25 protein-coding genes are annotated in these 22,001 nt (G+C 64.7%); 18 read left to right on the top strand and 7 right to left on the bottom strand.

The window, feature by feature from the left end:
• The first annotated feature begins 183 nt into the window (after nt 1-183).
• Both VN047_RS01930 and VN047_RS01935 read left to right on the top strand, forming a co-directional pair.
• Complete coding sequence (locus tag VN047_RS01930) at nt 184-1,320, top strand: DUF3667 domain-containing protein (protein WP_325539470.1); 1,137 nt, start codon at nt 184-186, stop codon at nt 1,318-1,320.
• 55 nt (nt 1,321-1,375) lie between these two features.
• The gene (locus VN047_RS01935; RefSeq protein WP_325539472.1) at nt 1,376-3,007 is read left to right on the top strand and encodes an alkaline phosphatase D family protein; all 1,632 of its coding nucleotides are present in this window, start codon (nt 1,376-1,378) and stop codon (nt 3,005-3,007) included.
• Here the strand turns inward: VN047_RS01935 and VN047_RS01940 are convergent.
• The gene (locus tag VN047_RS01940; protein ID WP_325539474.1) at nt 2,992-3,894 is read right to left on the bottom strand and encodes a hypothetical protein; all 903 of its coding nucleotides are present in this window, start codon (nt 3,892-3,894) and stop codon (nt 2,992-2,994) included. The genes VN047_RS01935 and VN047_RS01940 overlap by 16 nt on opposite strands.
• A 116-nt stretch (nt 3,895-4,010) precedes the next feature.
• Between VN047_RS01940 and VN047_RS01945 the strand changes: the two genes are divergently transcribed.
• Nucleotides 4,011-4,427 carry an Lrp/AsnC family transcriptional regulator gene (locus VN047_RS01945; RefSeq protein WP_325539476.1) on the top strand — a complete coding sequence of 139 codons (417 nt, stop codon included), beginning with the start codon at nt 4,011-4,013 and terminating at the stop codon, nt 4,425-4,427.
• Here VN047_RS01945 and VN047_RS01950 read toward each other — a convergent pair.
• Complete coding sequence (locus VN047_RS01950) at nt 4,424-4,792, bottom strand: RidA family protein (protein WP_325539478.1); 369 nt, start codon at nt 4,790-4,792, stop codon at nt 4,424-4,426. The genes VN047_RS01945 and VN047_RS01950 overlap by 4 nt on opposite strands.
• 233 nt (nt 4,793-5,025) lie before the next feature.
• On the opposite strand from VN047_RS01950, the gene VN047_RS01955 reads away from it, so the two are divergent.
• From VN047_RS01955 to VN047_RS01965, 3 genes are read left to right on the top strand one after another with little or no spacing between them, the layout of a single operon-like run.
• On the top strand, nt 5,026-5,352 hold the full coding sequence (locus VN047_RS01955; RefSeq protein WP_325539480.1) for a metalloregulator ArsR/SmtB family transcription factor: 327 nt from the start codon (nt 5,026-5,028) through the stop codon (nt 5,350-5,352).
• Nucleotides 5,349-5,771: an SRPBCC domain-containing protein gene (locus tag VN047_RS01960; protein ID WP_325539482.1), complete on the top strand. Its 423-nt coding sequence runs from the start codon at nt 5,349-5,351 to the stop codon at nt 5,769-5,771. Before VN047_RS01955 ends, VN047_RS01960 begins: the two co-directional genes overlap by 4 nt.
• A gap of 21 nt (nt 5,772-5,792) precedes the next feature.
• Nucleotides 5,793-6,008, top strand: coding sequence for a hypothetical protein (locus tag VN047_RS01965; protein ID WP_325539484.1), 216 nt, complete (start codon nt 5,793-5,795; stop codon nt 6,006-6,008).
• 3 nt (nt 6,009-6,011) lie between these two features.
• Here VN047_RS01965 and VN047_RS01970 read toward each other — a convergent pair whose 3' ends face one another.
• Entirely contained in the window at nt 6,012-6,935 is a 924-nt protein-coding gene (locus tag VN047_RS01970; RefSeq protein WP_325539486.1) for a crotonase/enoyl-CoA hydratase family protein, read from the bottom strand.
• A 210-nt stretch (nt 6,936-7,145) separates the two neighbouring features.
• Here VN047_RS01970 and purC point away from each other — a divergent pair, with 210 nt between their 5' ends.
• The 6 genes from purC to VN047_RS02000 all read left to right on the top strand — a co-directional run bounded on the left by purC (nt 7,146) and on the right by VN047_RS02000 (nt 14,311).
• A complete protein-coding gene (purC, locus tag VN047_RS01975; RefSeq protein ID WP_325539488.1) occupies nt 7,146-7,925 on the top strand; it encodes a phosphoribosylaminoimidazolesuccinocarboxamide synthase in 780 nt (259 codons plus the stop codon).
• A gap of 90 nt (nt 7,926-8,015) precedes the next feature.
• Nucleotides 8,016-8,657: an isoprenylcysteine carboxylmethyltransferase family protein gene (locus VN047_RS01980; RefSeq protein ID WP_325539490.1), complete on the top strand. Its 642-nt coding sequence runs from the start codon at nt 8,016-8,018 to the stop codon at nt 8,655-8,657.
• Nucleotides 8,658-8,670: 13 nt separating this feature from the next.
• Nucleotides 8,671-9,585, top strand: coding sequence for a sterol desaturase family protein (locus VN047_RS01985; RefSeq protein WP_325539492.1), 915 nt, complete (start codon nt 8,671-8,673; stop codon nt 9,583-9,585).
• Nucleotides 9,586-9,619: 34 nt separating this feature from the next.
• Nucleotides 9,620-10,768, top strand: a complete 1,149-nt coding sequence (locus tag VN047_RS01990; protein ID WP_325539494.1) for a diguanylate cyclase domain-containing protein — start codon at nt 9,620-9,622, stop codon at nt 10,766-10,768.
• Nucleotides 10,769-10,811: 43 nt separating this feature from the next.
• Nucleotides 10,812-13,706, top strand: a complete 2,895-nt coding sequence (locus VN047_RS01995; protein ID WP_325539496.1) for a M16 family metallopeptidase — start codon at nt 10,812-10,814, stop codon at nt 13,704-13,706.
• Nucleotides 13,707-13,732: 26 nt separating this feature from the next.
• A complete protein-coding gene (locus VN047_RS02000; protein WP_325539498.1) occupies nt 13,733-14,311 on the top strand; it encodes a Slp family lipoprotein in 579 nt (192 codons plus the stop codon).
• A 36-nt stretch (nt 14,312-14,347) separates the two neighbouring features.
• On the opposite strand, the gene VN047_RS02005 is transcribed toward VN047_RS02000, so the two are convergent.
• Nucleotides 14,348-15,301: a beta-propeller fold lactonase family protein gene (locus VN047_RS02005; RefSeq protein WP_325539500.1), complete on the bottom strand. Its 954-nt coding sequence runs from the start codon at nt 15,299-15,301 to the stop codon at nt 14,348-14,350.
• A 155-nt stretch (nt 15,302-15,456) separates the two neighbouring features.
• Here VN047_RS02005 and VN047_RS02010 point away from each other — a divergent pair, with 155 nt between their 5' ends.
• The 5 genes from VN047_RS02010 (at nt 15,457) to VN047_RS02030 (ending at nt 20,206) form a co-directional block, all read left to right on the top strand.
• Nucleotides 15,457-15,600 carry a hypothetical protein gene (locus VN047_RS02010; protein WP_325539502.1) on the top strand — a complete coding sequence of 48 codons (144 nt, stop codon included), beginning with the start codon at nt 15,457-15,459 and terminating at the stop codon, nt 15,598-15,600.
• Between the two features lie 61 nt (nt 15,601-15,661).
• Nucleotides 15,662-16,639: a HEAT repeat domain-containing protein gene (locus VN047_RS02015; protein WP_325539504.1), complete on the top strand. Its 978-nt coding sequence runs from the start codon at nt 15,662-15,664 to the stop codon at nt 16,637-16,639.
• Entirely contained in the window at nt 16,627-17,511 is an 885-nt protein-coding gene (locus VN047_RS02020) for a transposase (RefSeq protein WP_325539506.1), read from the top strand. The genes VN047_RS02015 and VN047_RS02020 overlap by 13 nt, the downstream gene beginning before the upstream one ends.
• A 44-nt stretch (nt 17,512-17,555) precedes the next feature.
• The gene (gene lepA, locus VN047_RS02025) at nt 17,556-19,379 is read left to right on the top strand and encodes a translation elongation factor 4 (RefSeq protein WP_325539508.1); all 1,824 of its coding nucleotides are present in this window, start codon (nt 17,556-17,558) and stop codon (nt 19,377-19,379) included.
• Between the two features lie 149 nt (nt 19,380-19,528).
• Nucleotides 19,529-20,206, top strand: coding sequence for a GNAT family N-acetyltransferase (locus tag VN047_RS02030; protein WP_325539510.1), 678 nt, complete (start codon nt 19,529-19,531; stop codon nt 20,204-20,206).
• A 226-nt stretch (nt 20,207-20,432) separates the two neighbouring features.
• Here the strand turns inward: VN047_RS02030 and VN047_RS02035 are convergent, their stop codons facing one another.
• The 3 genes from VN047_RS02035 to VN047_RS02045 form a co-directional block, all read right to left on the bottom strand.
• Nucleotides 20,433-20,735 carry a hypothetical protein gene (locus VN047_RS02035; protein WP_325539512.1) on the bottom strand — a complete coding sequence of 101 codons (303 nt, stop codon included), beginning with the start codon at nt 20,733-20,735 and terminating at the stop codon, nt 20,433-20,435.
• A 183-nt stretch (nt 20,736-20,918) separates the two neighbouring features.
• Nucleotides 20,919-21,218 (bottom strand): DUF1153 domain-containing protein, encoded by a 300-nt coding sequence (locus VN047_RS02040; RefSeq protein ID WP_037518529.1) that lies wholly within the window; start codon nt 21,216-21,218, stop codon nt 20,919-20,921.
• 2 nt (nt 21,219-21,220) lie between these two features.
• Nucleotides 21,221-21,601, bottom strand: coding sequence for a hypothetical protein (locus tag VN047_RS02045; RefSeq protein WP_058540000.1), 381 nt, complete (start codon nt 21,599-21,601; stop codon nt 21,221-21,223).
• 132 nt (nt 21,602-21,733) lie between these two features.
• Here VN047_RS02045 and VN047_RS02050 point away from each other — a divergent pair.
• Nucleotides 21,734-22,001, top strand: a 268-nt coding sequence (locus VN047_RS02050) for an asparagine synthase-related protein (protein ID WP_414712650.1), incomplete at its 3' end; no start/stop codon positions are given.

Here is a 22,001-nt window from a genome sequence, read left to right on the forward strand (position 1 = left end):
AGCGCGAGCACCTTTGACGCGGCGCGCGCGCGCGCGCCCATGTCGGCTATCAGGGCGGGGGTATCGCCGGGCAGCGGCGGCGCGGTCAGGGCTTCAGCGTTCATGGCGCCGCCACTATCACGTTTCGCGTGACTCTCGAAAGCCCCGTTGCGCCCCGCGTCGCGCAGCTTTAGGCAGGGCTCCATGAGCGGGGACATCGAAGGTATAGGGGCGGCAGTGACCGCCGGCCTGGCGGGGCGTGCGGTCGAACCGCGGCACGGCGGGACGGGCGGAGTTCACGCCGACGCGCGTTGCCTGAATTGCGGCACCAGCCTGAAGGGGTCGCACTGCCACCATTGCGGCCAGCGCGCCGACGTCCACCGCAGCTTCGGCGCGATCGGGCACGACCTCGTCCACGCGATCTTCCATTTCGAAGGAAAGATCTGGAACACGCTGCCTTTGCTCAGCTGGCGGCCGGGTGACCTGACGCGGCGCTATATTCATGGCGAGCGCGCGCGCTTCATCTCGCCGCTCGCATTGTTCCTGTTTGCGGTCTTTCTGACCTATGCCGTGCTGGCGATCGTCGGCAGCGGCGGCGGCTTCAGCGACGGTCTGAACAAGGCTGCGGCCGAACAGACGCGCGCGACGGCGATCAAGGACAGCATGCAGGAGGAAGTCGACCGGATCGACGCCGAACTGGCGACGAGCGGGCTCTCCGCCGATGACCGGCGCAAGCTCCAGATCGAACGCGACGTGCTGCAGAAAAGCGCCGACTATCTTGGCGTCGCGCGCAGCCGCAGCAAGGACGAGCGCGCCGCCGATCGCGTCGCAGGGCCGCCGGTTCTCGAGAATCCGATCGATCAGTTGACGACGAGCGCCGATTTCATCTCGCAGAACAAGATCGATACGGGCGTTCCCTTCATCGACCATGGGCTCAAAAAGGCGTTCGCGAACCCGGCGCTCGTCCTATATAAACTCCAGGCGAACGCCTATAAATTCGCCTGGGCGCTAATCCCGTTGTCGCTGCCCTTCATGTGGCTGCTCTTTCCGTTCAGCCGGCGTTTTCACACCTACGACCATTTCGTCTTCGTAACCTATTCGATTTCGTTCATGCTGCTGCTGTTAGTCGTTGTGCGGCTTTTGAACCTGACGATCTTTGGCGACCTCGCGATCTTTTTCGCGATGCTCTACGTCCCGTTTCATATGTACCGGCAGCTGCGCGGCGCCTATCGATCGTCGCGCTTCGGGTCACTCGTGCGCGCGACGCTGCTCCTCTTTTTCAGCCTGTTCGCGGTGATCTGGTTCATGTTGCTGCTGCTTGCGGTCGGGATCAGCGGATAGGCGCGAATCTGTAACAAAGACGGGCCACAGACCCGGCAACGCGGGAGGACATGCGATGCATCAGCTGTGGAACGAAATCGATCGCCGTTTGCTCATCAAGCTCGGCACCGCAGGGCTCGCCGCGCTGTCGCTGCCGGGTGCCGCGCGCGCTATGATGGCGCAGGGCTTCACCCACGGCGTTGCAAGCGGCGAGCCCGGCGCGAATTCGGTATTGCTGTGGACGCGCTACGCTGCCCCGAACGACACGGCGCTGACCGCCGAGCTGTCGGAGAGCGCCGACTTTGCGCGGATCGCGGGCGGCGGTAGCGTCACCGCAACGGGCGAACGCGACCACACCGCAAAGCTGGTGGTCCGCGGCCTCGAACCTGGCCGTTGGTATTTCTACCGCTTCGTCACGCCCGACGGGACCCGATCGGTTACCGGCCGCACGCGCACGCTGCCGGCGGGGCCGACCAGCGCCTTCACCATCGCGCTCTTCTCCTGCGCGAACCTGCCGTTCGGCTGGTTTAACGCCTATGCACACGCCGCTGCGCGGAACGACATCGACCTCGTCGCGCATGTCGGCGACTATCTCTATGAATATCCGATCGGCGATTATCCCTCGATCAAACAGGCGGTGCCGGGCCGCGATATCCAGCCGGCGCACGAGATTGTCGCGCTAGCCGACTATCGCCTGCGCTATGCTGCCTATCGCAGCGATCCGGACCTCGCGCGGTTGCACCAGCTGTTCCCGATGATCGCGCAGTGGGACGATCACGAATTCACCAACGACACATGGAAGGGCGGCGCCGAAAACCACAATGAAGGCGAGGGCGAATGGGGTGACCGCGCCGCGGCGGCAGAGCGCGCCTACCGCGAATGGATGCCCGTCGCCGACACGCGCTGGCGCGACTATCAGGTCGGCGACCTCGCAACGATCTTCTTGCCCGAAACGCGCGTCACGGGGCGTGACCGGCAATTCGATGTCGGGGAGATCGTCGCGGGCGGCGGTGATCCCGCTGCGAAGCTCCGGCAATTCGCCGAAACCGCCTATCGCGATCCGGCGCGACAGATGATGGGGAGCGAACAGGAAAAATGGTTGTTCGATGGCCTTGATGCTTCGACAAAAGCGGGAACGCGCTGGCAGGTCTGCGCGCAGCAGGTGGTGATGGGCAGCCTGTACACTCCGCCTGAGACGCGCGAGTGGTTCGGTGCCAATATGGCCGAGAATGTACGCCGCCGCGTTGAAACATCGCTCCTCGCGGCGAAGGCGGGTCTGCCGTTCAACTTCGACGCGTGGGATGGCTATCCTGCTGCCCGCTCGCGGCTGCTTGCCGCCGCGCAGCGCGCCGACGCCGATCTCGTCACCCTGACCGGCGATACACACAATGCCTGGGCTTTCGACCTTGCGGAGGATGGCCGCCCGGCCGGGATCGAGATCGCAGGGCAGAGCGTGACCTCGCCCGGTTACGAGAACTACACGCGCGGTATCGCGGACGCGCAGCGGGTCGCGGCGCTGCGCGGCTCGTCACCCGAACTCAAATGGGCGAATACCCAGGATCGCGGCTATGTGTCGGTGCAGCTGACGCCTGACCGGGTGACAGCGAACTGGCACAGCGTCGAGACGATCCGCAGCCATACCCCGGCGCTCAGGGGCACGCACAGCATGACCGCGGAGCGCGGGCGGCGCGTCTATAACGCTGCCTGATCGCGGCAGTCGGGCGGCCACGACCGGTCGGGATTGGCGACAAGGTCGATCAGAAACATCTCGCCCGACCGATCGCCGTACCGCTGTGCGAAAAGCAACCGGTCGCTCTTGGGCGAGAGCAGCGGGCCGACCTGGAACTGACCGGGATCGGCGGGAATGCGCCCGACCTCGATCCAGCGGCGCCCCTCGCGGCGATAGCGATAGAGATGCGAGCGGTCGCCGCGGTCGGACACGGTGATCATCGTCTTGCCGTCGCGCGAAATCTCCGCCTCATATTCGTAGCCGCTCGCGCTGACCGGCGGGCCGAGATTTTCGACTTTCCATTCGCCGAGGCGGACTTCGGTCGCGACATAGATGTCGCCGCCGCCCGCGCTACCCGCGCGGCTTGATCCGAAATAGAGGCGTCCGTCGGAATCGGTGCGTGGCAGCAGCTCGGCCGACGGCGAATTGACCGGTTCGGGCAAGCGCTGCGGTTCGCCCCAATCGCCCGTGTCAGAGCGCTCGACATACCAGATGTCGAAATCCTCCTTCGCAGGTGCGTGGCGCGACGAGATATAATAGAGCCGCTTGCCGTCGGGAGTGACGAAGGGATCGGCTTCGATCACCGGCAGCGGCATCGCAAAGGGTGGAGGCACAGGTTGGCCCCATGCGCCATTCCCGCACCGCGACTGCATCAGGCGATAGGCGCCAAAATCCTTGTCGGCCGCGACATATACCATCGTCCGTCCGTCGGGGGTGAAGGTCGGCGAGGATTCATAGCCCGGTCCCGAAATGGCAGCAGGGGTCCACAGCTTCGCGCCGCCCGGTAGGGGCGTACCCGCCGCCGCGGTGCAGCCCGCAAGCATCGCGAGGCAGACGAGGGTAGGCGCGCGGTTGGCAAACATCATGGACTTTCCCTCCGGCAAGACGTTAGCAGGCGTGCCGTGAATTTTGCCGGAGTGCAGGCGCTTGGCCATCGTCCGATCGGCGGCGGCGGCGCCGAAAGGGCGGCGGGGGAGAGGATATGGACGCGATCGACCGGCAAATCGTGGCGATGTTGCGCGACAATGCCCGCCTGCCGCTCAAGACGATTGCCGCGACCGTGGGTCTGGCGCGTAGTTCGGTGCGCGAGCGACTGTCGAAGCTGGAGGCTGCGGGAACGATCGGAGGCTATCACGCACGCATCGTCGACGAACGCGGGATTGCGGCGATCCTGCAGCTGCGGCTCGCGCGCACGCCTTCGCCCGACATCGTCGCGGCGGTGACCGGCATGGCCGAGGTCGCGCGCTGCTATTCGCTCAGCGGCGAGATCGACCTGCTCGTCGAGATCGAGGCGGCCGACGCGGCCGGGCTCAACGCCGCGCGCGACCGGATCGCGCTGATCGCGGGGGTTGAGGATACGACGACCGCGCTGATCCTGAAGCGCGACAAGGATCGCTAGGCTGCGGCGATCGCCTCGATTTCGAGCAACCACGCCGCGTCGTAAATTTCCGCGATGATGATCGTCAGCGCTGGCGAATGGCCGCCCAGCACCTCGTGCCTGACCTTGTAATTCGCCTCGCGATACTGGCGGTCCGACAGGAATATGGTGACCTTGACGAGGTCCTGCAGGGTCATTCCGCCGGCAAGGAGCTGTTTTTCGATATTGCGCCAGACCAGCCGGCACTGATCCTCGAACGCCGCCGGCACCTCGTCCTTCGCATCGACAGGAATCTGGCCGCTGACGAACAGCCAGCGCGCCGGATCCTCGACAAGATGCGCCTGCGCGTAAGAGACGCCGGTGGGGTTGATCGCGCGATTGGGCATGCGGGGCCTCGTCATTCCGATGAGCGGGACGGTCATTCCCGCCAGCACCCCTGCGCAGACCGAGCGACGCGAAAGGCGAGGGCGAGGAGCGTCCGGTGAAGTCACCGCAGTATCTAGCGCGGACGCGGTGGCGGGCTCCAGCGTCCGATGGGCGGCGCGCCCGGCATAAAGGCGGCGCTTGACACTCATAACTATATGGTTATGAGAAATGCATAGCCAGTGAGTTATGAATTATGACCGACACATCGCCCGACCTTCTCTTCAGGGCGCTCGCCGATCCCAGCCGGCGCGCGCTGTTCGAACGGCTGTGCCTCGACGGCGAGCAGACGGTCGGCGCGCTCACTGCCGGTGCGGGCATCTCGCAGCCCGCGGTGTCGAAACATCTCGGCATTCTCAAACAGGCCGGGCTGGTGCTCGACCGGCATGAGGGGCGCCAGACGCATTACAGCGCGCAGCAACGCGCGCTCGCGCCGCTGGTCGACTGGACCGGGCGCATGAACCGCTTCTGGGAAGCGCGGTTCGACGATCTCGAAGATTTGCTCAAAAGGATGGATCAATGACCGATACCGACGTGCGTAGCGTGACCGTGGAACGCGAAATCCCGCATGCGCCGGAAAAGATCTGGCGCGCCCTGACGACGCAGCATCTGATCGAGGAGTGGCTGATGAAGAACGACTTCGGGCTCGACCTCGGTCATCGCTTCCAGCTGCGCGGTGACTGGGGCAATGTCGACTGCGAAGTCCTCGACGTCGATCCGGGCCGGACGCTGACTTACAGCTGGAACTACGCGCACGACGATCCGGCTTACCGGCTCGACAGCGTCGTCACCTTCACGCTCGAGCCCGCGGGTGCGGGCACCTTGCTGCGCATCGAACAGGTCGGCTTCCGTCCCGACCAGAAGCAGGCCTTTGGCGGCGCCAAGGGCGGCTGGCGGATCCACCTCGAAAATCTCGAGAAGGTCGTGGCGACGCTCGACTGAAGGTCAGACAGGGAGAATCCTATGAACTGGAGCCTTTGGATCCGGCAGTTTCACCGCTGGGTATCGATCCTTTTCTCGGCGATCGTGCTCGCCATTTTCGTGACGCTCGGCCTCGGGCATCAACCGGTCGAGTGGGTCTATTACCTGCCGCTGCCGCCGCTCTTCCTGCTGATATTCTCGGGTCTCTACATGTTCTTCAGGCCTTATTTCAGGAAGCGCGGCGGCGTCGCGAGCTGACGTTTAGCTGTACGGCGGAGTATCCTCGAACTCGCCGAACCACGGATAGTCGTTAGCAACGCTGACGGTGAAGTTCGCGGGGCGCTTTTCGAGGAAGCTCGACACGCCCTCGGCGGCGTCGGCGCTGCGCCCGCGCGCAAAGATTGCGCGGCTGTCCCAGCGATGCGCGCTCATCGGGTGCGGCGCGCCGAGCATCCGCCAGAGCATGTGGCGAGTGAGGGCAACCGACACCGGCGCGCTGTGATCGGTGAGCTCGCGCGCCTTGGCGATCGCGGCATCGACAAGTTCGCCGGGGGCATGCACCGACTGCACGAGTCCCTTTTCATGCGCTTCGGCCGCATCGATCAGGCGGCCCGAATAGCACCAGTCGACCGCATTCTGGATGCCGACGAGGCGCGGCAGGAACCAGCTCGACGCCGCCTCGGGCACGATGCCGCGCCGCGCGAAGACGAAGCCGTAGCGCGCGGTCTCGCTGGCGAGGCGCGCGTCCATCGACAGCGTCATCGTCGCGCCGATCCCGACCGCCGCGCCGTTGATCGCTCCGAGTACCGGTTTCTTGCAGTCGAAGATGCGCATGGACACACGGCCGCCCGAATCGCGGATCAGCGGGTGCGACCAGTCGATCGTGCCGTCCTCGGCGACGGGGCTCGCCGACATGCCATCGGGCAGGATCGCCTGCTTGTCGGCGCGCTTGTCGTAATCGAAGGTCGCGGCGCCCTGGCCGAGGTCGGCGCCGGCGCAATAGGCGCGGTCGCCCGATCCGGTGAAGATCACCGCGCGCACGCCGTCGTCGGCGTCGCACTCGTCGAGCGCGGCGACGATCTCGAGCATCATTTCGGTGGTAAAGGCGTTCATCCGGTCGGGTCGGTGCAGCGTCAGCAGTGCGATGCCTTCGTGGCGGTCGAGGCGAATCTGGTCGAAGCTCATCCATCTGTCTCCTTGGTTCGCGACCATGGTTGCAAGCGGTGTCGGGGATGGCAAGCTCTAGTTGACGTAAACGTAAGGAGGCAGAGTTCCGCGCGGGGATGACGCGCCCGACCTTTGCCGCTATAGGCGCCCCGTCGCCCCGGCGCCGCGCCTCGTCCTGAGTCGCTTGCCGGGGTCATTCATTTGGTTCCGACAGAAAGTTTGCACGCCATGTCCCGTCGCCGCCAGATCTACGAAGGCAAAGCGAAGATCCTGTACGAAGGCCCCGAACCGGGCACGCTGATCCAGTATTTCAAGGACGACGCGACCGCGTTCAACGCGCAGAAAAAGGGAACAATCAGCGGCAAGGGCGTGCTGAACAACCGGATTTCGGAGCATGTCTTCACGCTGCTCGGCAACATCGGCGTGCCGACGCACTTCATCCGCCGCCTCAACATGCGCGAGCAGCTGATCCGGCAGGTCGAAATCGTGCCGATCGAGGTGATCGTACGCAACGTCGCCGCGGGCACGCTGTCGAAGCGTCTCGGGATCGAGGAGGGAACGCAACTTCCCCGCACCCTGATCGAATATTGCTACAAGGACGACGCGCTGGGCGATCCGCTGGTTGCCGAGGAGCATATCGCCTGCTTCAACTGGTGCAGCCAGGACGAGCTTCACGACATCCAGGACATGGCGATCCGCATCAACGACTTCATGTCGGGCATGTTCGCCGCGGTCGGCATTCGCCTTGTCGATTTCAAGCTTGAGTTCGGCCGCCTCTATGAAGGCGATTTCAGCCGCATCATCCTCGCCGACGAGATCAGCCCCGACGGCTGCCGTCTGTGGGACATGACGACGAACGAAAAGCTCGACAAGGACCGCTTCCGCCGCGATCTCGGCGGCGAGGTCGAAGCTTATCAGGAAGTCGCGCGCCGGCTCGGCCTGATGCCGGAGGGCGGCGAGAATGCCGTGCTTGATCTCGACAGCCACCGCAAGAAGCGCGACAAATAGGCCTGCGCCGCAGGGCGGCATGCGGAATTATCCGCTTGGTAACCATCCCTGCGCTATCCGGTTCCCCTGACCTAGGGGGGATATGGCATCATGGATGTATCGAGTGGCCAGCCGCGGCCGGTGACGAGCGTCGTCAATTGGGATCTTTTTGAAAAGGCCGTCGTCGTTCTTCTGCTGGCGACGTTGGCGATGCGGCTCATCCCTTCTGCGATGGCAACCGGCCATTATCAGAACTGGCTGGTGTTTTTCTCCGAAAGTTGCGTCGTCTTCTTCGTCCTCTTCCGTCGTTCGACGACCAGCATCTCGCGTCGTCCTCTCGACTGGGCATTGGGATTTGGCGGAACCTTTGCACCGTTGCTCGTCATCGGTGCGGGTGACACGCCGCTCGTACCCCTTGCCGCGTGCGTCTTCCTGATCGTTGCGGGCATGTTGTTCCAGCTCTACGCCAAATTCACGCTACGGCGCAGCTTTGGCGTTATCGCCGCCAACCGCGGCGTCAAGGTCAGCGGTCCGTATAATCTCGTGCGCCACCCCATGTACGCCGGGTACATGCTGACCCATATCGGTTTCTTGCTCAGCGGACCGAATTGGTGGAATCTTGGCGTCTATGCGCTTGCGCTTGCGCTCAATATCGCGCGGCTTCTGGCGGAAGAGCGCGTGTTGATGGCCGATCCCGCATATCAGGACATGTGCCGCAGGGTACGTTACCGGCTGGTTCCGTACCTCTTCTGACCGGGCGGCGGCGATGGACTATCTTCTGGGGTTGATCAATGTGAAAGGCGCCTTGCTGGTGGCCCTCATATTCGTTCCGATCGAACGTCTTTTGCCTGCGCGCCGCGAGCAGCGCACGCTACGCCGCGGCTGGTTCAACGACACCATCTATTTTCTGTTCAACCGGATCCCGATCGGGATCGGGCTTCTCTGCATGGCGATGCTCGGGTTGATGATCGGCGATGCGTTCGTCCCGTCCGAAGTCCGGGCGATTGTCGCGCGGCAACCGGTCTGGCTCGAGGTTGTGGCGTTGATATTGATCGCGGACCTCAGCTTTTATGCGGTTCATCGGCTGTTCCACACGATCCCGGCGCTGTGGCGCTTTCACGCGATACATCACAGCATCGAAGAACTCGACTGGCTCGCCGCGCATCGGGTCCATCCCGTCGATCAGATACTGACCAAGGGGGCCGCGCTCGTCCCGACCTTCGCGCTCGGCTTTTCGGATGGCGCGTTGGCGATCTTTTTCATCCTGTATCAGTGGCATTCGCTGATGCTGCACGCCAATTTGCGGATCGGGTTCGGCCCGCTTCACTGGGTGATCGCATCGCCCTGCTTTCATCACTGGCATCATGCCGACCACCCCGAAGCGTGGAACCGGAATTTTTCCGCCCAGCTTCCGGTCTGGGACATGGTGTTCGGTACGGCGCATATGCGGCGCGACGCCCTGCCGACCCGCTATGGTATAGAGGAAGACGTTCCGCCCACCTATGCCCGCCAGCTGCTTTATCCATTCCGCCGCAGGGTCAAGGACACGTCTGACCGACGGGTGACGCCGCCGGTTCGGGGCGGGGCGCGCCCGCAATCGCCGGATGTGGTTAATATTCCGCAAGTCGTGGGCGAACGCGAACCGTCTAGGCGCATGAAAAACCGGGGTTTCGTTCCTTAACTCCTGTTTTACCCCGGCTTGCTATCCCGCCTTTATGACGGGGGTCTATCACTGGCTGCGTATGCGCTTCTTTCCGCCGATTCCGGACGCGATCCGGGACGACATCGCGTTGCTTCGCGCCAATCGCATCGAAACGCTGACCCCGATGCTGTTCCTGATGCTGGCGGCGACGACGCCGACCGCGATCTATGCCGGGGTCGATACCGTCCACCCGATTGTTCGCATCGGCTTTCCGGTGACGCTCGCCGTTATCGGCGCGCTCGGTTTCCTGTTCCTGATGCACAATCGCGGGCGACGGATGAGCGTGCGCCGCGCCCGGCGGATGATCGCCGAATCGACCTGGCTGTCGGGCACGACCGGGGCGATGTGCAGTAGCTGGACGGTGGTCAACTGGCTCGCCGCTCCGCCCGAAACGCACAGCTATTATGCGATGATCATGGCGATGGGGTCGCTGGCGACCGCCTATTGCCTGTCGTCAATCCGCTTCGCGACCTTCGTCAACCTGCTTATCGGGCTCGTTCCGATCTCGTTCCTGATGCTGACGTCGGGGATCGCTGCCGAAATCGCAGCGGGCACCAGTCTCGTCGTCGCGACGATCTTCCTCCTGCGCATGATCCTGCAACAGCACGACCAGCTGATTGACCTCCTCGAACTCCAGCGCCAGATGCGCGACCTCGCGCACACCGACCCGCTGACCGGCCTTGCCAATCGCCGCGAATTCGACATGCGGCTCGACGAAGAGATCGCGAGGGCGGGCGAAGGCGGGGGGCCGTTTGCCATCGCGCTGCTCGACCTCAACGGGTTCAAGCCCGTCAACGACCAGCATGGCCACGCGATCGGCGACGGTGTGCTGTGCGAGCTGGCCGCGCGGCTGCGCCGCGCTTGCGGTGATCATGCCATGGTCGCACGGCAGGGCGGCGACGAGTTCGCCATCCTGGTGCCCGTCGGATCGCCGCTGCTCGAAACGGGGATCGCCGACCATATCCTCGCCGCGCTTGCCGCGCCTTACTGGATAGACGGACGGCCGATTGCGGTGGGCGCGGGTATCGGTACCGCCCGCTGGCCCGAGCATGGTGACAGCGCGCGCAAGCTGCTCGAAGTCGCGGATCGGGCGCTTTATGCGGCGAAGGCGGTTGATCGCGGCCAGACGTCGTCGGTCGAAAGCGTCAGCCGGATCGCGTGACCATGGCTTGACCGCCCGAAGGGCGGTTGCCAAATCGGTCGTCATGACCATATCCATCGTCCGGCGCGCTTCGACCGCCCTGTCGCCCCTCGTTCTCCTGATCACCACCGCCGCCACGGCCCACGCCGGCCAAGCGCCTGCCAAGGCGGCCGTGGCGACGACGGTCAACCCGCAAAGCGATGCCGCGAAGGCGTGGAACTTCGCGGCAAGCGACGTGCCGGTCGATCCGAACATCGTCTTCGGCGTGCTGCCCAACGGAATGAAATATGCGCTGCTGAAGAACAGCACCCCCAAGGACAGCGTCGTGCTGCGCATGCGCTTCAATGTCGGCAGCTTCGCCGAGGCCGACGATCAGCGCGGCCTCGCGCATTTCCTCGAGCATATGGCATTCAACGGATCGAAGGGGGTGCCCGAGGGCGAGATGATCAAGCTGCTCGAACGCAAGGGGCTTGCGTTCGGCGCCGACACCAATGCATCGACGGGCTTCGATCAGACGGTCTATCAACTCGACCTTCCCAATGCCTCTGACGACCTGATCGATACCGGCCTGATGCTGATGCGCGAGACGGGCGGCGAGCTTACCATCGATCCCGCCGCGGTCGACCGTGAGCGCGGCATCATCCTGTCCGAAAGGCGCGCGCGCGACACCTATCAACTCCGCAGCCTGATCGATCAGCTCGACTTCCAGATGAAGGGAATGACGGTCGCAAACCGCATTCCGGTCGGCACTGAAGAGGTGATCCGCACTGCGCCCGCCGCGCGTATCCGCGATCTTTACGATCGTTACTACCGGCCCGAGCGCGCGACGCTCGTGATGGTCGGCGATTTCGACCCGGCGGCGGTCGAAGCGAAAATCAAGGCGCGCTTTTCGGACTGGAAGGGGCGCGGTCCCGCGGGCACCGATCCCGATATCGGCCAGGTCGATTTTGCCCGGGCCGCGGCCGCCGACGATTTCATCGATCCCGCGATCCAGGATTCGGTGACGCTCGCTTCCTTCAAGCCGTGGATTCTCGAACCCGACACCAAGGCCAAGCGCGCGCGCACGCTGGCCGAAGATATCGGCGAAGCGATCGTCAGCCGCCGACTGGCGAAAATCGCGCTCGATGAAGATTCGCCGATCCTCCAGGGCTATTTCAGCGAAGCGACGGGGTGGAAGAAGTTCGAGCAGATCACCGTCGGCGCGGTCGCCAAGGAAGGCGCGTGGAAAGAGGCGCTCGCGCTCGTCGAGCAGGAACAGCGCCGGGCGATCGAACATGGTTTCACGCAGGCCGAGGTCGACGAGCAGCTCGCGAACCGACGTACCGCGCTCAAGAATGCCGTCGCGGGCGTGACGACGCGGCGCAGCGCTACGCTTGCCGACGCGCTGGTGAGCGCGGCCGAAGGCGATTTCGTCTTCGTCCGGCCCGAAACCTCGCAGGCCCTGTTCGAGGCGACGGCGCCGTCGCTGAATGCCGCGTCGGTCACCGCCGCCTTCCGCGAGCGTATGAAGGGCCTTGGCCCGACGCTCGCGCGCGTGACTGCCAAAAAGCCGATCGAGGGCGGGACCGATGCGATTCTCGCGAGCCTGCGCGCGTCGCAGCAGGTCGCGGTTACGGCGCCGACCGAGGCGGCGAGCGCTGCGTTCGCCTATGACGATTTCGGCGCGCCCGGCAAGGTCGTCGCCGATGACCGCGTCGAGGACCTCGGCATTCGCCGCATTCGCTTTGCCAACAATGTGATGCTCAACATCAAACGGACCGATTTCCAGAAGGATCGCGTGATGATGTCGCTGCGCGTCGACGGCGGCAATCTGCTCGCGACGCGCGAGGACCCGACGAAGGTTTCGCTCGCGGGATCGATCATGCTCGGCGGGCTGGAAGCGCATAGCGTCGACGAGCTGCGTTCGATCTTCGCGGGCAAGACGGTCAGCCCCGCCTTTGGTTCCGACGCCGACGCGTTCGGCGGAAGCGCTCTGACGTCGCCTGAAGATTTCGCGTTGCAGGCCAAGCTGATGGCGGCTTTCCTGACCCATCCGGGGTATCGCCCTGATGGACTCGCGCTCATACGCCGTGTGCTGCCGCAACAATATGCCGCGAACGATGCGACTCCGGCGGCCGTCATCGGCCGCGACGCGGGCGGCATCCTCGCCAACGATGATCCGCGATCGCAGACTCCGCCACTCGACAAGCTGCTGACGCTCGACTGGGCGCAGCTCAAATCGGCGGTTGCGGACAGCTTCGCGCACGGCGCGATCGAGATCGGCGTCGTCGGCGACATCGACGAGCAAGCGGCGATCGACGCGATCGCGGCGACCTTCGGCGCGCTCCCGGAGCGCCGCGCCGCGTTCGACCCGCGCGCCGATGCGCGCATCCGCCAATTCGCAGCCGATCGCAGCGAGCGGACGCTGATCCACAAGGGGCCGGCCGAGCAGGCCGAACTGCGCGTGTATTGGCCGGCGCGCGACGACAGCGACCTTGCCGAAGCGATGCAACTGAACCTGCTCGTGCGCGTGATGCAGCTGAAACTGACCGAGGAACTGCGCGAGCGGCTCGGTGAAAGCTACAGCCCCGGTGCGGCCGCCAGCCTGTCCGACGAGTTCCCGGGCTATGGTCACCTCTTCGCTGCCAGCAACGTCGACTACAAGGATCTGGCGACGACCCGGGCCGCGATCTTCGCCATCGCAAAGGAGCTTCGCGATGCACCGGTCGACGCCGACCTGCTCGACCGCGCGCGCAAGCCGCTCGTCGAGGCGATGACCAAGTCACGACGCGAAAACAGCTATTGGCTGAACTATGTCGCCGAAGCCGCAAGCCACGCCGACCGGCTCGACCGCAGCCGCAAGGGGATTGGCGAGGTCGAGGCGACGACGCCCGCCGACCTGCAGGCGCTCGCGCGCCGCTATCTGGTCGACGACAAGGCGCTGGTAATCAAGGCGGTCAGTGACAAGGCCGCAAAATAGTCGCTCGGACCAAGGGGATGTTGCGCATGAGTATCGGCTCGATGGGGCGATTTGCAGGGGCAGAAAGGGTGGGCGTGTTGCGTTTCGGCGCGCCCATCCTGCTGGGGTACGCCGCCGCATCGGCTCCGGCTGCGGCGGCGGAGAGCTCCGATCAGGATCAGACTGCGCTCGTACAGGACATTGAAATCCTGAAGACAGTCGAGACCGCACCGCTCACGCCCGACGAGGCGCTCGAGGAACGGCATATCGGCAAACGCGTGCGCTGGGCAGGCGGCATCTACGGCATCAACGGACGCTGCCTGACGATAAACTTCGCGCGGAGCGGCGATTTTGGTGAGCCGCACTGGACGCCGGAACCGACGTATCAGAGCTTCGTTGCGTGCGGGGCCGGCAGTTATGACGCCGAACTTGTGCACCCCTACACCAATGTCACGATCATCGGCCGGATAACAGGCAAGCAGTATATCGGCATGGGAGGCGGGGGATCCGACGGTCCCGCCATCGCGATCGAGCGGTTGTATCGCTGGTCCGACTGCCTTGCGGGCGACAACAGCCCCGTCTGCAGACAGGGCTTCCTGACGGCGGAGCCGATTCCCGCCGACTGAATCCCGTTGGGGGCGAGCGATCACGCCCGCTGTTGCTCAGGGCGCGATTGCCAGCCCGTCGCCATTTTTCCCGGCAGCGATCCGGCGCAGCACCTTGCCGGTCGCGATATCGATCTCCGCAACCTTGTCGTGCCCCGTCTCGGCGGCATAGAGGCGCTTCGAATCCGCGCTGAACAGCAATGTCACCTGGCCCTTCGCCTGTTCGCCCGACACCCTGATCGTTTGCACGGGCGCGCGCGTTTCAGCGTCGAACAGGCTGATAGTGCCTGACGCGATATTGCTCGTCGCAATCAGCTTGCCGTCGGGGCTTGCGAGCACCCGGATCGCGACCGGATCGACCGGCTGCTCGGCGATCCTCACGCCCGTAGCGGTATCCCAGATCGACACCCGCGGCGCGTCGAGATCGCCGACCCACAGTTCGCGTCCGCCCTTCGCCAGCGCAAGCCCCTCGGGCTTGCCGCCCACCGCAAGGTCGCGCAGCTTCTTCGCGTCATCGAGGTCGAGCACGCTCACCGTCCCCGACGCGATATTGGCAGTATAGGCGGTCCGGTTGTCGGGCGCGACGACGATCATGTGCGTGCCCTGCTGCCCGGTCGCAATCGACGTGACCGTGCCGTCAGGCGCGACCACCGCAACCGACTGGCTCCCCTCGGTCGTCGCAATCAGCCGTCCGTCGGACAGCCAGAGCAGCCCGTGCGGCCGCTCGTTCGGGCTGAGATCGATCGTCTTCAGCTTTGTCCGCGCCGCAACATCGAAGACGTCGATCGTCGTCCCGCCATAGGCGACCACCGCCGCCTGCTTGCCGTCGGGCGAAATTGCAATTTCGTGCGGCATCTTGCCCGTCGGCAGGCGCGCGAGTTCCTCGCCCGAGGCCAGCGCGATGATGCTCAGCGTGTCTTCGGCCTTGTTTCCGACGAGCAATGTTTCGGCGGCGACCGCGCCGGCCGGCAGAAAAAGGGCACAGCAAAGCGTGGTAAGGATATGGCGCATGACGGCTCCCAGGCTGTTTCTCCTGCACCCTACAGTTCCGTCCGGGCCCGGCAAGCGCCTTCGACATTACGTTCTGTTAACTGGGCGCATCGCGCCGCGCGCCATAGCTCCAGCGGCGGCGGCATGTTGCGCCGCCGTCCAGACAGGAGGAAAATATGGGGCTGCCGTCCATCGATATCCATGCCGTGCCGTTGCTCGATACCGCCGTCGGCCTGTTCGGCTCGCTGATGGCCCAGACCAAGCCGGGCACGTCGGTGTTCGAGGTAACCGTCACGGTCGTTCTGATCATCCACGATTGATTGATGGCGCGGCACGAAGGGGCGGGGCCGTCCTTCCGTGTCGCGTCCGCCGGAGTTTGCCATGGCAGGTTCGCGTCACGATTATTTCCCGGTTTCCGACCTGTCCCGGTGCGCAAACATGCGCCGGTCGGCAGCCGCGCTTGCTGCGGCCTGGGCGGAGGGAGATCAGGCTCCGGACGGGCTGCTCGCCGCGATGCGCGCCGTCGAGCAGGCGCCACCCGAAACGGCAATCGCGGCGCTGGCGTCGTGGATCGACGATATCGGATGGCTGCGCGACCGGCTCGCTCAGGCGATGGTGCTGCTTGCGGGTGACGTCTTTGCCCGCCCGCCGCTCCGCCCGGTTGGTGACAGCGCGTTCGGCGGTCTTTTGCTTGCCGAAGCGGGACCGGTCCGCATCACGCTCCTCGTGCGCCGGTTCGAGACGGCGGCGGCAAGCGACGCGGCGACGGCGCTTTTTGCGCCCGGCCGGATGCGTCTTCGCATTCTGGCTGCGGGCGGGGCGACCATCCATCGGCACTACGTCAGTGTCTCGGCGACCGAGGAGGCCGGGGGCTTCGCCGCGGCCACTGCGCCGCCTTGCACCAACGCTGCGCCGCGCCCGCTCGTCACCGGCGAAATCTTCGCTCTCGACACCGCGCGCGAGGCGCTCTCGCTGACCGGTGGCACCGGCGATGTCTTGATGCTCGAACTGGCGGTACAGCCACCGTCGCCGTTGCCCGTGCGCGCCTATGACGTCGAAAGTGGGCGGCTCGTCCATGTCTCGGCATCGCAACGCGACAGCAGCTTTCGCGGCATGGCGCTCGCACTGCTCCGTACGCTCGGCCGCGCCGATGCCGTGCCGCTCTTTACCGCCGAAACGAAAGCGGTGGACTTTGCGGCGCGGTGGAATGCGATGCGCGAACTCGTTGCACTCGATTCTGCGGCGGCCGCAGCCCCGCTCGCGGGCATGGCGGCGTCGGACCCGCACCCGGAGGTGCGCCGCGCTGCGGCTGCGACGCTGACATTGTTCGAACGGGAGTCCGCGCAATGCCCTGCCTGATCGATCCACCGGCCGGTCCCGCGCTCGATCTTGAAGAGGTCGCCGCGCGCCTCGACGAAAGCGGCGTCGATCTCGCTGACGAGGCGAGCCTGGCCCGCTGCGCCGACCTGCTCGCCGGCCTTGCGCGGAATCGCGACTTTCTTGCCGACCGCATGATCGCCGAGCTCAAGGCGAGTTATAAAGGCCAGCTCGAAATCAATCGCTATTCGGCGCAGGTATTTCTGCTCCACCGCAGCCCCCGCGGGCACTTCGTCCGCGCGAACATGTGGCCCGCCGAGCGCGACGCTGCCTACGCGACAAGCGGACCGGCCGCCTTCGCCTATGGCCTGCCGCACGACCATAATTTCAACTTCCTCACCACCGGCTATTGGGGGCCGGGTTATATCAGCGACTATTATGACTATGATCCGGAAGCGGTCGACGGCCGACTCGGCGAACCGCTGAACCTCGAATTCGTCGAGCGCAGCAGCCTTTCCGAAGGCAAGATGATGCTCTACCGCGCACACCGCGACATCCACAGCCAGCTACCGCCCGAAAGCCTGTCGGTCAGCCTCAACATCATGGACGAGGGCGGCCATATCCCCTGGCGCGACCAATATATCGTCGACCTGGAACACGGTACGATCGCCAAACGCCCGACGCTGACCCCGGGCGAAATGCTGCTCCGCTGCGCGGTGCACCTGACCGATAACGGCAAGGATATCGCCGAATGCTTCGCGAAGGGGCATCCGGTGCCACGGGTGCGTGCGAATGCGATTGCAGCGCTGGCCGCGGCGGAGAAGGGTGAGGCACGGGTGGCGGCGCTGGAGCGGGGGATGGGCGACATCGACCCCCGCGTGCGCGACGATTGCCGGCGCTGGCTCGCACAATAGCTTCGCTTGCTGACAGCACGGCTTTCCGCTGCTAACGGGCCGCCATGACAACTCCGCTTTCGCATATCCGCAACTTCTCCATCATCGCGCACATCGACCATGGCAAGTCGACGCTCGCCGACCGGCTCATCCAGTTCACGGGCGGGCTGACTGCGCGCGAGATGTCGGCACAAGTCCTTGATAACATGGACATCGAAAAGGAGCGCGGGATCACGATCAAGGCGCAGACGGTGCGCCTCAAATACACCGCGAAGGACGGCGAGACGTACGAGCTCAACCTGATGGACACGCCCGGTCACGTCGACTTCGCCTATGAAGTCTCGCGCAGCCTCGCCGCGTGCGAGGGCGCTTTGCTCGTCGTCGATGCGGCGCAGGGGGTCGAGGCGCAGACGCTGGCGAACGTCTATCAGTCGATCGAACATGATCACGAGATCGTGCCGGTGATCAACAAGATCGACCTCCCCGCGGCCGACGTAGACAAGGTGAAGGCCGAGATCGAGGACATCATCGGGCTGCCGGCCGACGACGCGGTGCTCGCGAGCGCCAAGGCCGGCATCGGCATCGAAGAAGCGCTCGAAGCCATCGTCACCAAAATCCCGCCGCCGAAGGGCGACGCCGCGGCGCCGCTGCTCGCGATGCTCGTCGACAGCTGGTACGACCCCTATCTGGGCGTCGTCATCCTCGTCCGCGTCGTCGACGGCACGCTGAAAAAGGGCCAGCAGATCAAGTTCATGCAGGCGGGCACGACCCACCTGATCGACCGCGTCGGCTGTTTCACGCCGAAGCGCGAGGAACTGTCCGAAATCGGCGCCGGCGAGATCGGCTTTATCACCGCGCAAATCAAGGACGTCGCGCAGGCGCGCGTCGGCGACACGGTGACCGATGCGAAGAAACCCGCCGCGGCGCCGCTGCCGGGGTTCAAGGAAGTCCAGCCCGTCGTCTTCTGTGGCCTGTTCCCGACCGACGCGAACGACTTCGAGAAGCTGCGCGAAAGCATCCAGAAGCTCCGCCTCAACGATGCGAGCTTCAGCTTCGAGATGGAAAGCTCGGCCGCGCTCGGTTTCGGCTTCCGCTGCGGCTTCCTCGGCCTCCTCCACCTCGAGATCATCCAGGAACGCCTGAGCCGCGAATATGACCTCGACCTGATCACCACCGCGCCATCGGTGGTGTACAAACTGAAGCTGGGTCATACGAAAAATGAGGCGGCGAAGGAGATCGAACTCCACAACCCCGCCGACATGCCCGACCCGAACCGCATCGACGAAATCGAGGAGCCGTGGATCGAGGCGGTGATCTATGTCCCCGACGACTATCTCGGCCCGATCCTGAAACTGTGTCAGGACCGCCGCGGTATCCAGAAGAACCTCACTTATGTCGGTGGGCGAGCTCAGATCACCTATGAACTGCCGCTCAACGAAGTGGTGTTCGACTTCTACGACCGCCTGAAGAGCATTTCGCGCGGTTATGCGTCGTTCGACTATCACCAGATCGGCCACCGCCCCGGCGACCTCGTCAAGATGAGCATCCTCGTCAACAATGAGCCGGTCGACGCGCTCAGCATGATCGTCCATCGCGGTTCGGCGGAAAGCCGCGGGCGCGGCATGTGCGAGCGGCTCAAGGACCTGATCCCGCGCCACATGTTCAAGATCCCGATCCAGGCAGCCATAGGCGGGAAAGTGATCGCCCGCGAAACCATCGCCGCGCTGCGCAAGGACGTGACCGCCAAATGCTACGGCGGCGACGCGACCCGCAAGAAGAAGCTGCTGGAAAAGCAGAAAGAGGGCAAGAAGCGGATGCGCGAATATGGCAATGTGAACATTCCGCAGGAGGCGTTTATCGCCGCGCTGCGGATGGGAGATGATGCCTGATCGGCTTTTTCGCCAAGTCAGAATGAGAGCAGGTGCGCGGACCGGGGAAGCTACCGGGTAGATCCGGCTGGCCGCCGCGACGGGGAAGGGTGGAATGCGCGCCCCGCGATGCTATCGTGAAGCGGAATGAGGCGTTCGGGGAGACCCAGATGACCGGAACGGACAGCAGGGCGGAAGGCCGGATGGAAGCGCGGGTGGCTCGGATCGACGCCGTCGCGGTGCACAGCGCGCTGAATGATGGCACCGCCGTCGTCCTGCGCACGATCACCCCGGACGATGCGCCGCTGATCCGTGAGGGAATCGCCAAGCTGTCGGCCGAGTCGCGCTACCTGCGCTTTTTCTCGCCCGCGCCGGTGCTGCCCGATGCGGTGGTACGGCGGCTCGCCGACGTCGACGGGCACGACCATATCGCATGGGGCGCGATCTGCAGCGAATGCCCCGGGCGGCCACCGATCGGTGCGGTGCATGCGGTACGGCACCGGCAAGATGGTCCGGTCGGCGAATTTTCGGTCGCGGTGCTCGACGAATTCCAGGGGCGCGGACTCGCGCGGATGATGGCGGCGGCGTTGCTCGTCCAGTGCCGCGCCGAGGGATTGGAGGTGCTCGATGTCCATATCCTGTCGGAGAATCTGGCGGCGAAGCGGCTGGTGAAATCAATGGCGGCGGTGTGGACGGGCGAGTCGGCGGGGGTCGCCGAGTACCGGCTCGATGTTGTGTCCGCGATCGCGGCGCTGGCGGCCGATGCCGACGCCCCGGGGGTGCAGGATGTGCTGCGCGCGCTGGATAGTGTTGGCGAAGGGAATATCGCGGGAAACGGCGCGGACTAGTCCCCCTCGCCGCCGCGGGTCGCAGACGGCGGCGAGGGGGTGGTCCATGGATCGGTGGCGCGAAAGCCCGTTCCCGGTCCACATGGCCCCGGATAACGACCGCGCGGCGCGGCGGCGGTGATCACGATCACAGCTTGGCGGGTACGGCGCCAAAAATATGTGCCGCATGACAAAGGGCGCCGGAATTGACCGGCGCCCTTCACCCTGCCCTTTAGGGAGGCAGTCCTTATTTCTTGGCGGGATCGGCCGGCGGTGTTCCCGGGGCCGGCGGCGTCTTGCCGACTTCCGAGGGAGCGATTTCGCCATTGTCATCCATCGCGTTTGCTTTTTCCTCGCCCGCGGCCTCGACGGCATCAGCCTTCGCCTCGGTTGCTTCCTTCGCCGGACCTTCGGGCATTGCGTCGGCCTGATCGTCGATCACGTCAGCCTGTGCTTCAGCCTGATCCTCGACCTTGTCGGCCGCCGGGCTCTGGCAGGCACCGAGAGCGAGGGCCGACGTCGCGGCGAGGGTAATGAACATCTTACGCATATCGAGTGACTCCCAAAGTTGACTCGGCAGCTTAACGCGGGGTGAACGCAAGGGTTGCAATGAAATTGTCAAATATCTGAAGTTACGCCGATTTCTTTTCAAAGCGCGTGCGTGGCCATTGGTTTTGGAGCAAAAAGAGGGCGCTCGAAAGCGCCCTCTTCGTGCCTGGTCCGGTCCCGCCGATCAAAAGCGCTGCTGGCGCTCGTACAGATCGCGGTAGTGCTGGATACGCGTGACGCGCAGCCCCGGCATGCCGCTGCGGTCGATGGACCGCTGCCAGCCGGCAAATTCCTCGAGGGTCAGCCCATAGCGTTCGCACGCTTCGTCGACGGACAGGAGCCCGCCGTTAACGGCCGCAACGACCTCTGCCTTGCGGCGAACGACCCAGCGGGTCGTCGACGGGGGCGGCAGCGAGTCCAGCGTCAACGGCTCCCCGAGGGGGCCGATAACCTGTGCGGGCCGGATTTTCTGATTCTCGATCATGCTCATTCCACATTATTACCGTCGGAGGGGGGTGTGTCCGACGCATTCGTATCTAGAACAGAGGGATTCAACATCGGCTGAAATCCTCTGGTAAACAGGCCGTTCATAGTTTCGGGCAGGGCGTTCGCATCGTCGGACAAATCGAAGAAACGAACGACGCGGGGGGCTTTTTGTTCCGCCCTTGCGCGCGTCCCGCAAAATATGTGGCGCACGGCGTTAAGCTTCGCCGCATGGCGTTCGCGATGCGCCTGCGTCCGCAGCTGCCGCACCGTCGGCAGGGCGGCCTGGCGCGCGCTGGACACCGCCAATATGATGTCGAAGCCGGGCTTTGACAGCTTGGCCGCACCGGCGATGCGCGGAAGATCGGATGGAACGAAGTTCATGCGACTCGTCTACGCCAGAGGAGCTAAGGTCCCGTAAATGCCTGTTTCAGAACCTGTTAGCGAAGCTTAACCCCCGTCAATATCTTGACACTTTGCGCGGAAAAGCTGGCTTTTTTGCATTCGCATCCCTAGATGGCGCCGATCATGATCGAGACGATTCCTTCCCCTGCCGGGCTTGCCCAGGCCGACTTTCAGCTGCCGATGCCGCTGAAAGACCGGCGAATCGTCGTCGCGATGTCGGGCGGAGTCGACTCGAGCGTCGTCGCCGCGCTCGCCGCGCGATCGGGCGCCGAGGTGATCGGCGTGACGCTCCAGCTTTATGACCATGGCGCCAAGGCGAAGCGCGTCGGTGCCTGCTGCGCGGGGCAGGACATCCGCGACGCGCGCGCGGTCGCCGACC

Source organism: Sphingopyxis sp., from assembly GCF_035565275.1.
In the GTDB taxonomy this organism is placed as follows: domain Bacteria; phylum Pseudomonadota; class Alphaproteobacteria; order Sphingomonadales; family Sphingomonadaceae; genus Sphingopyxis.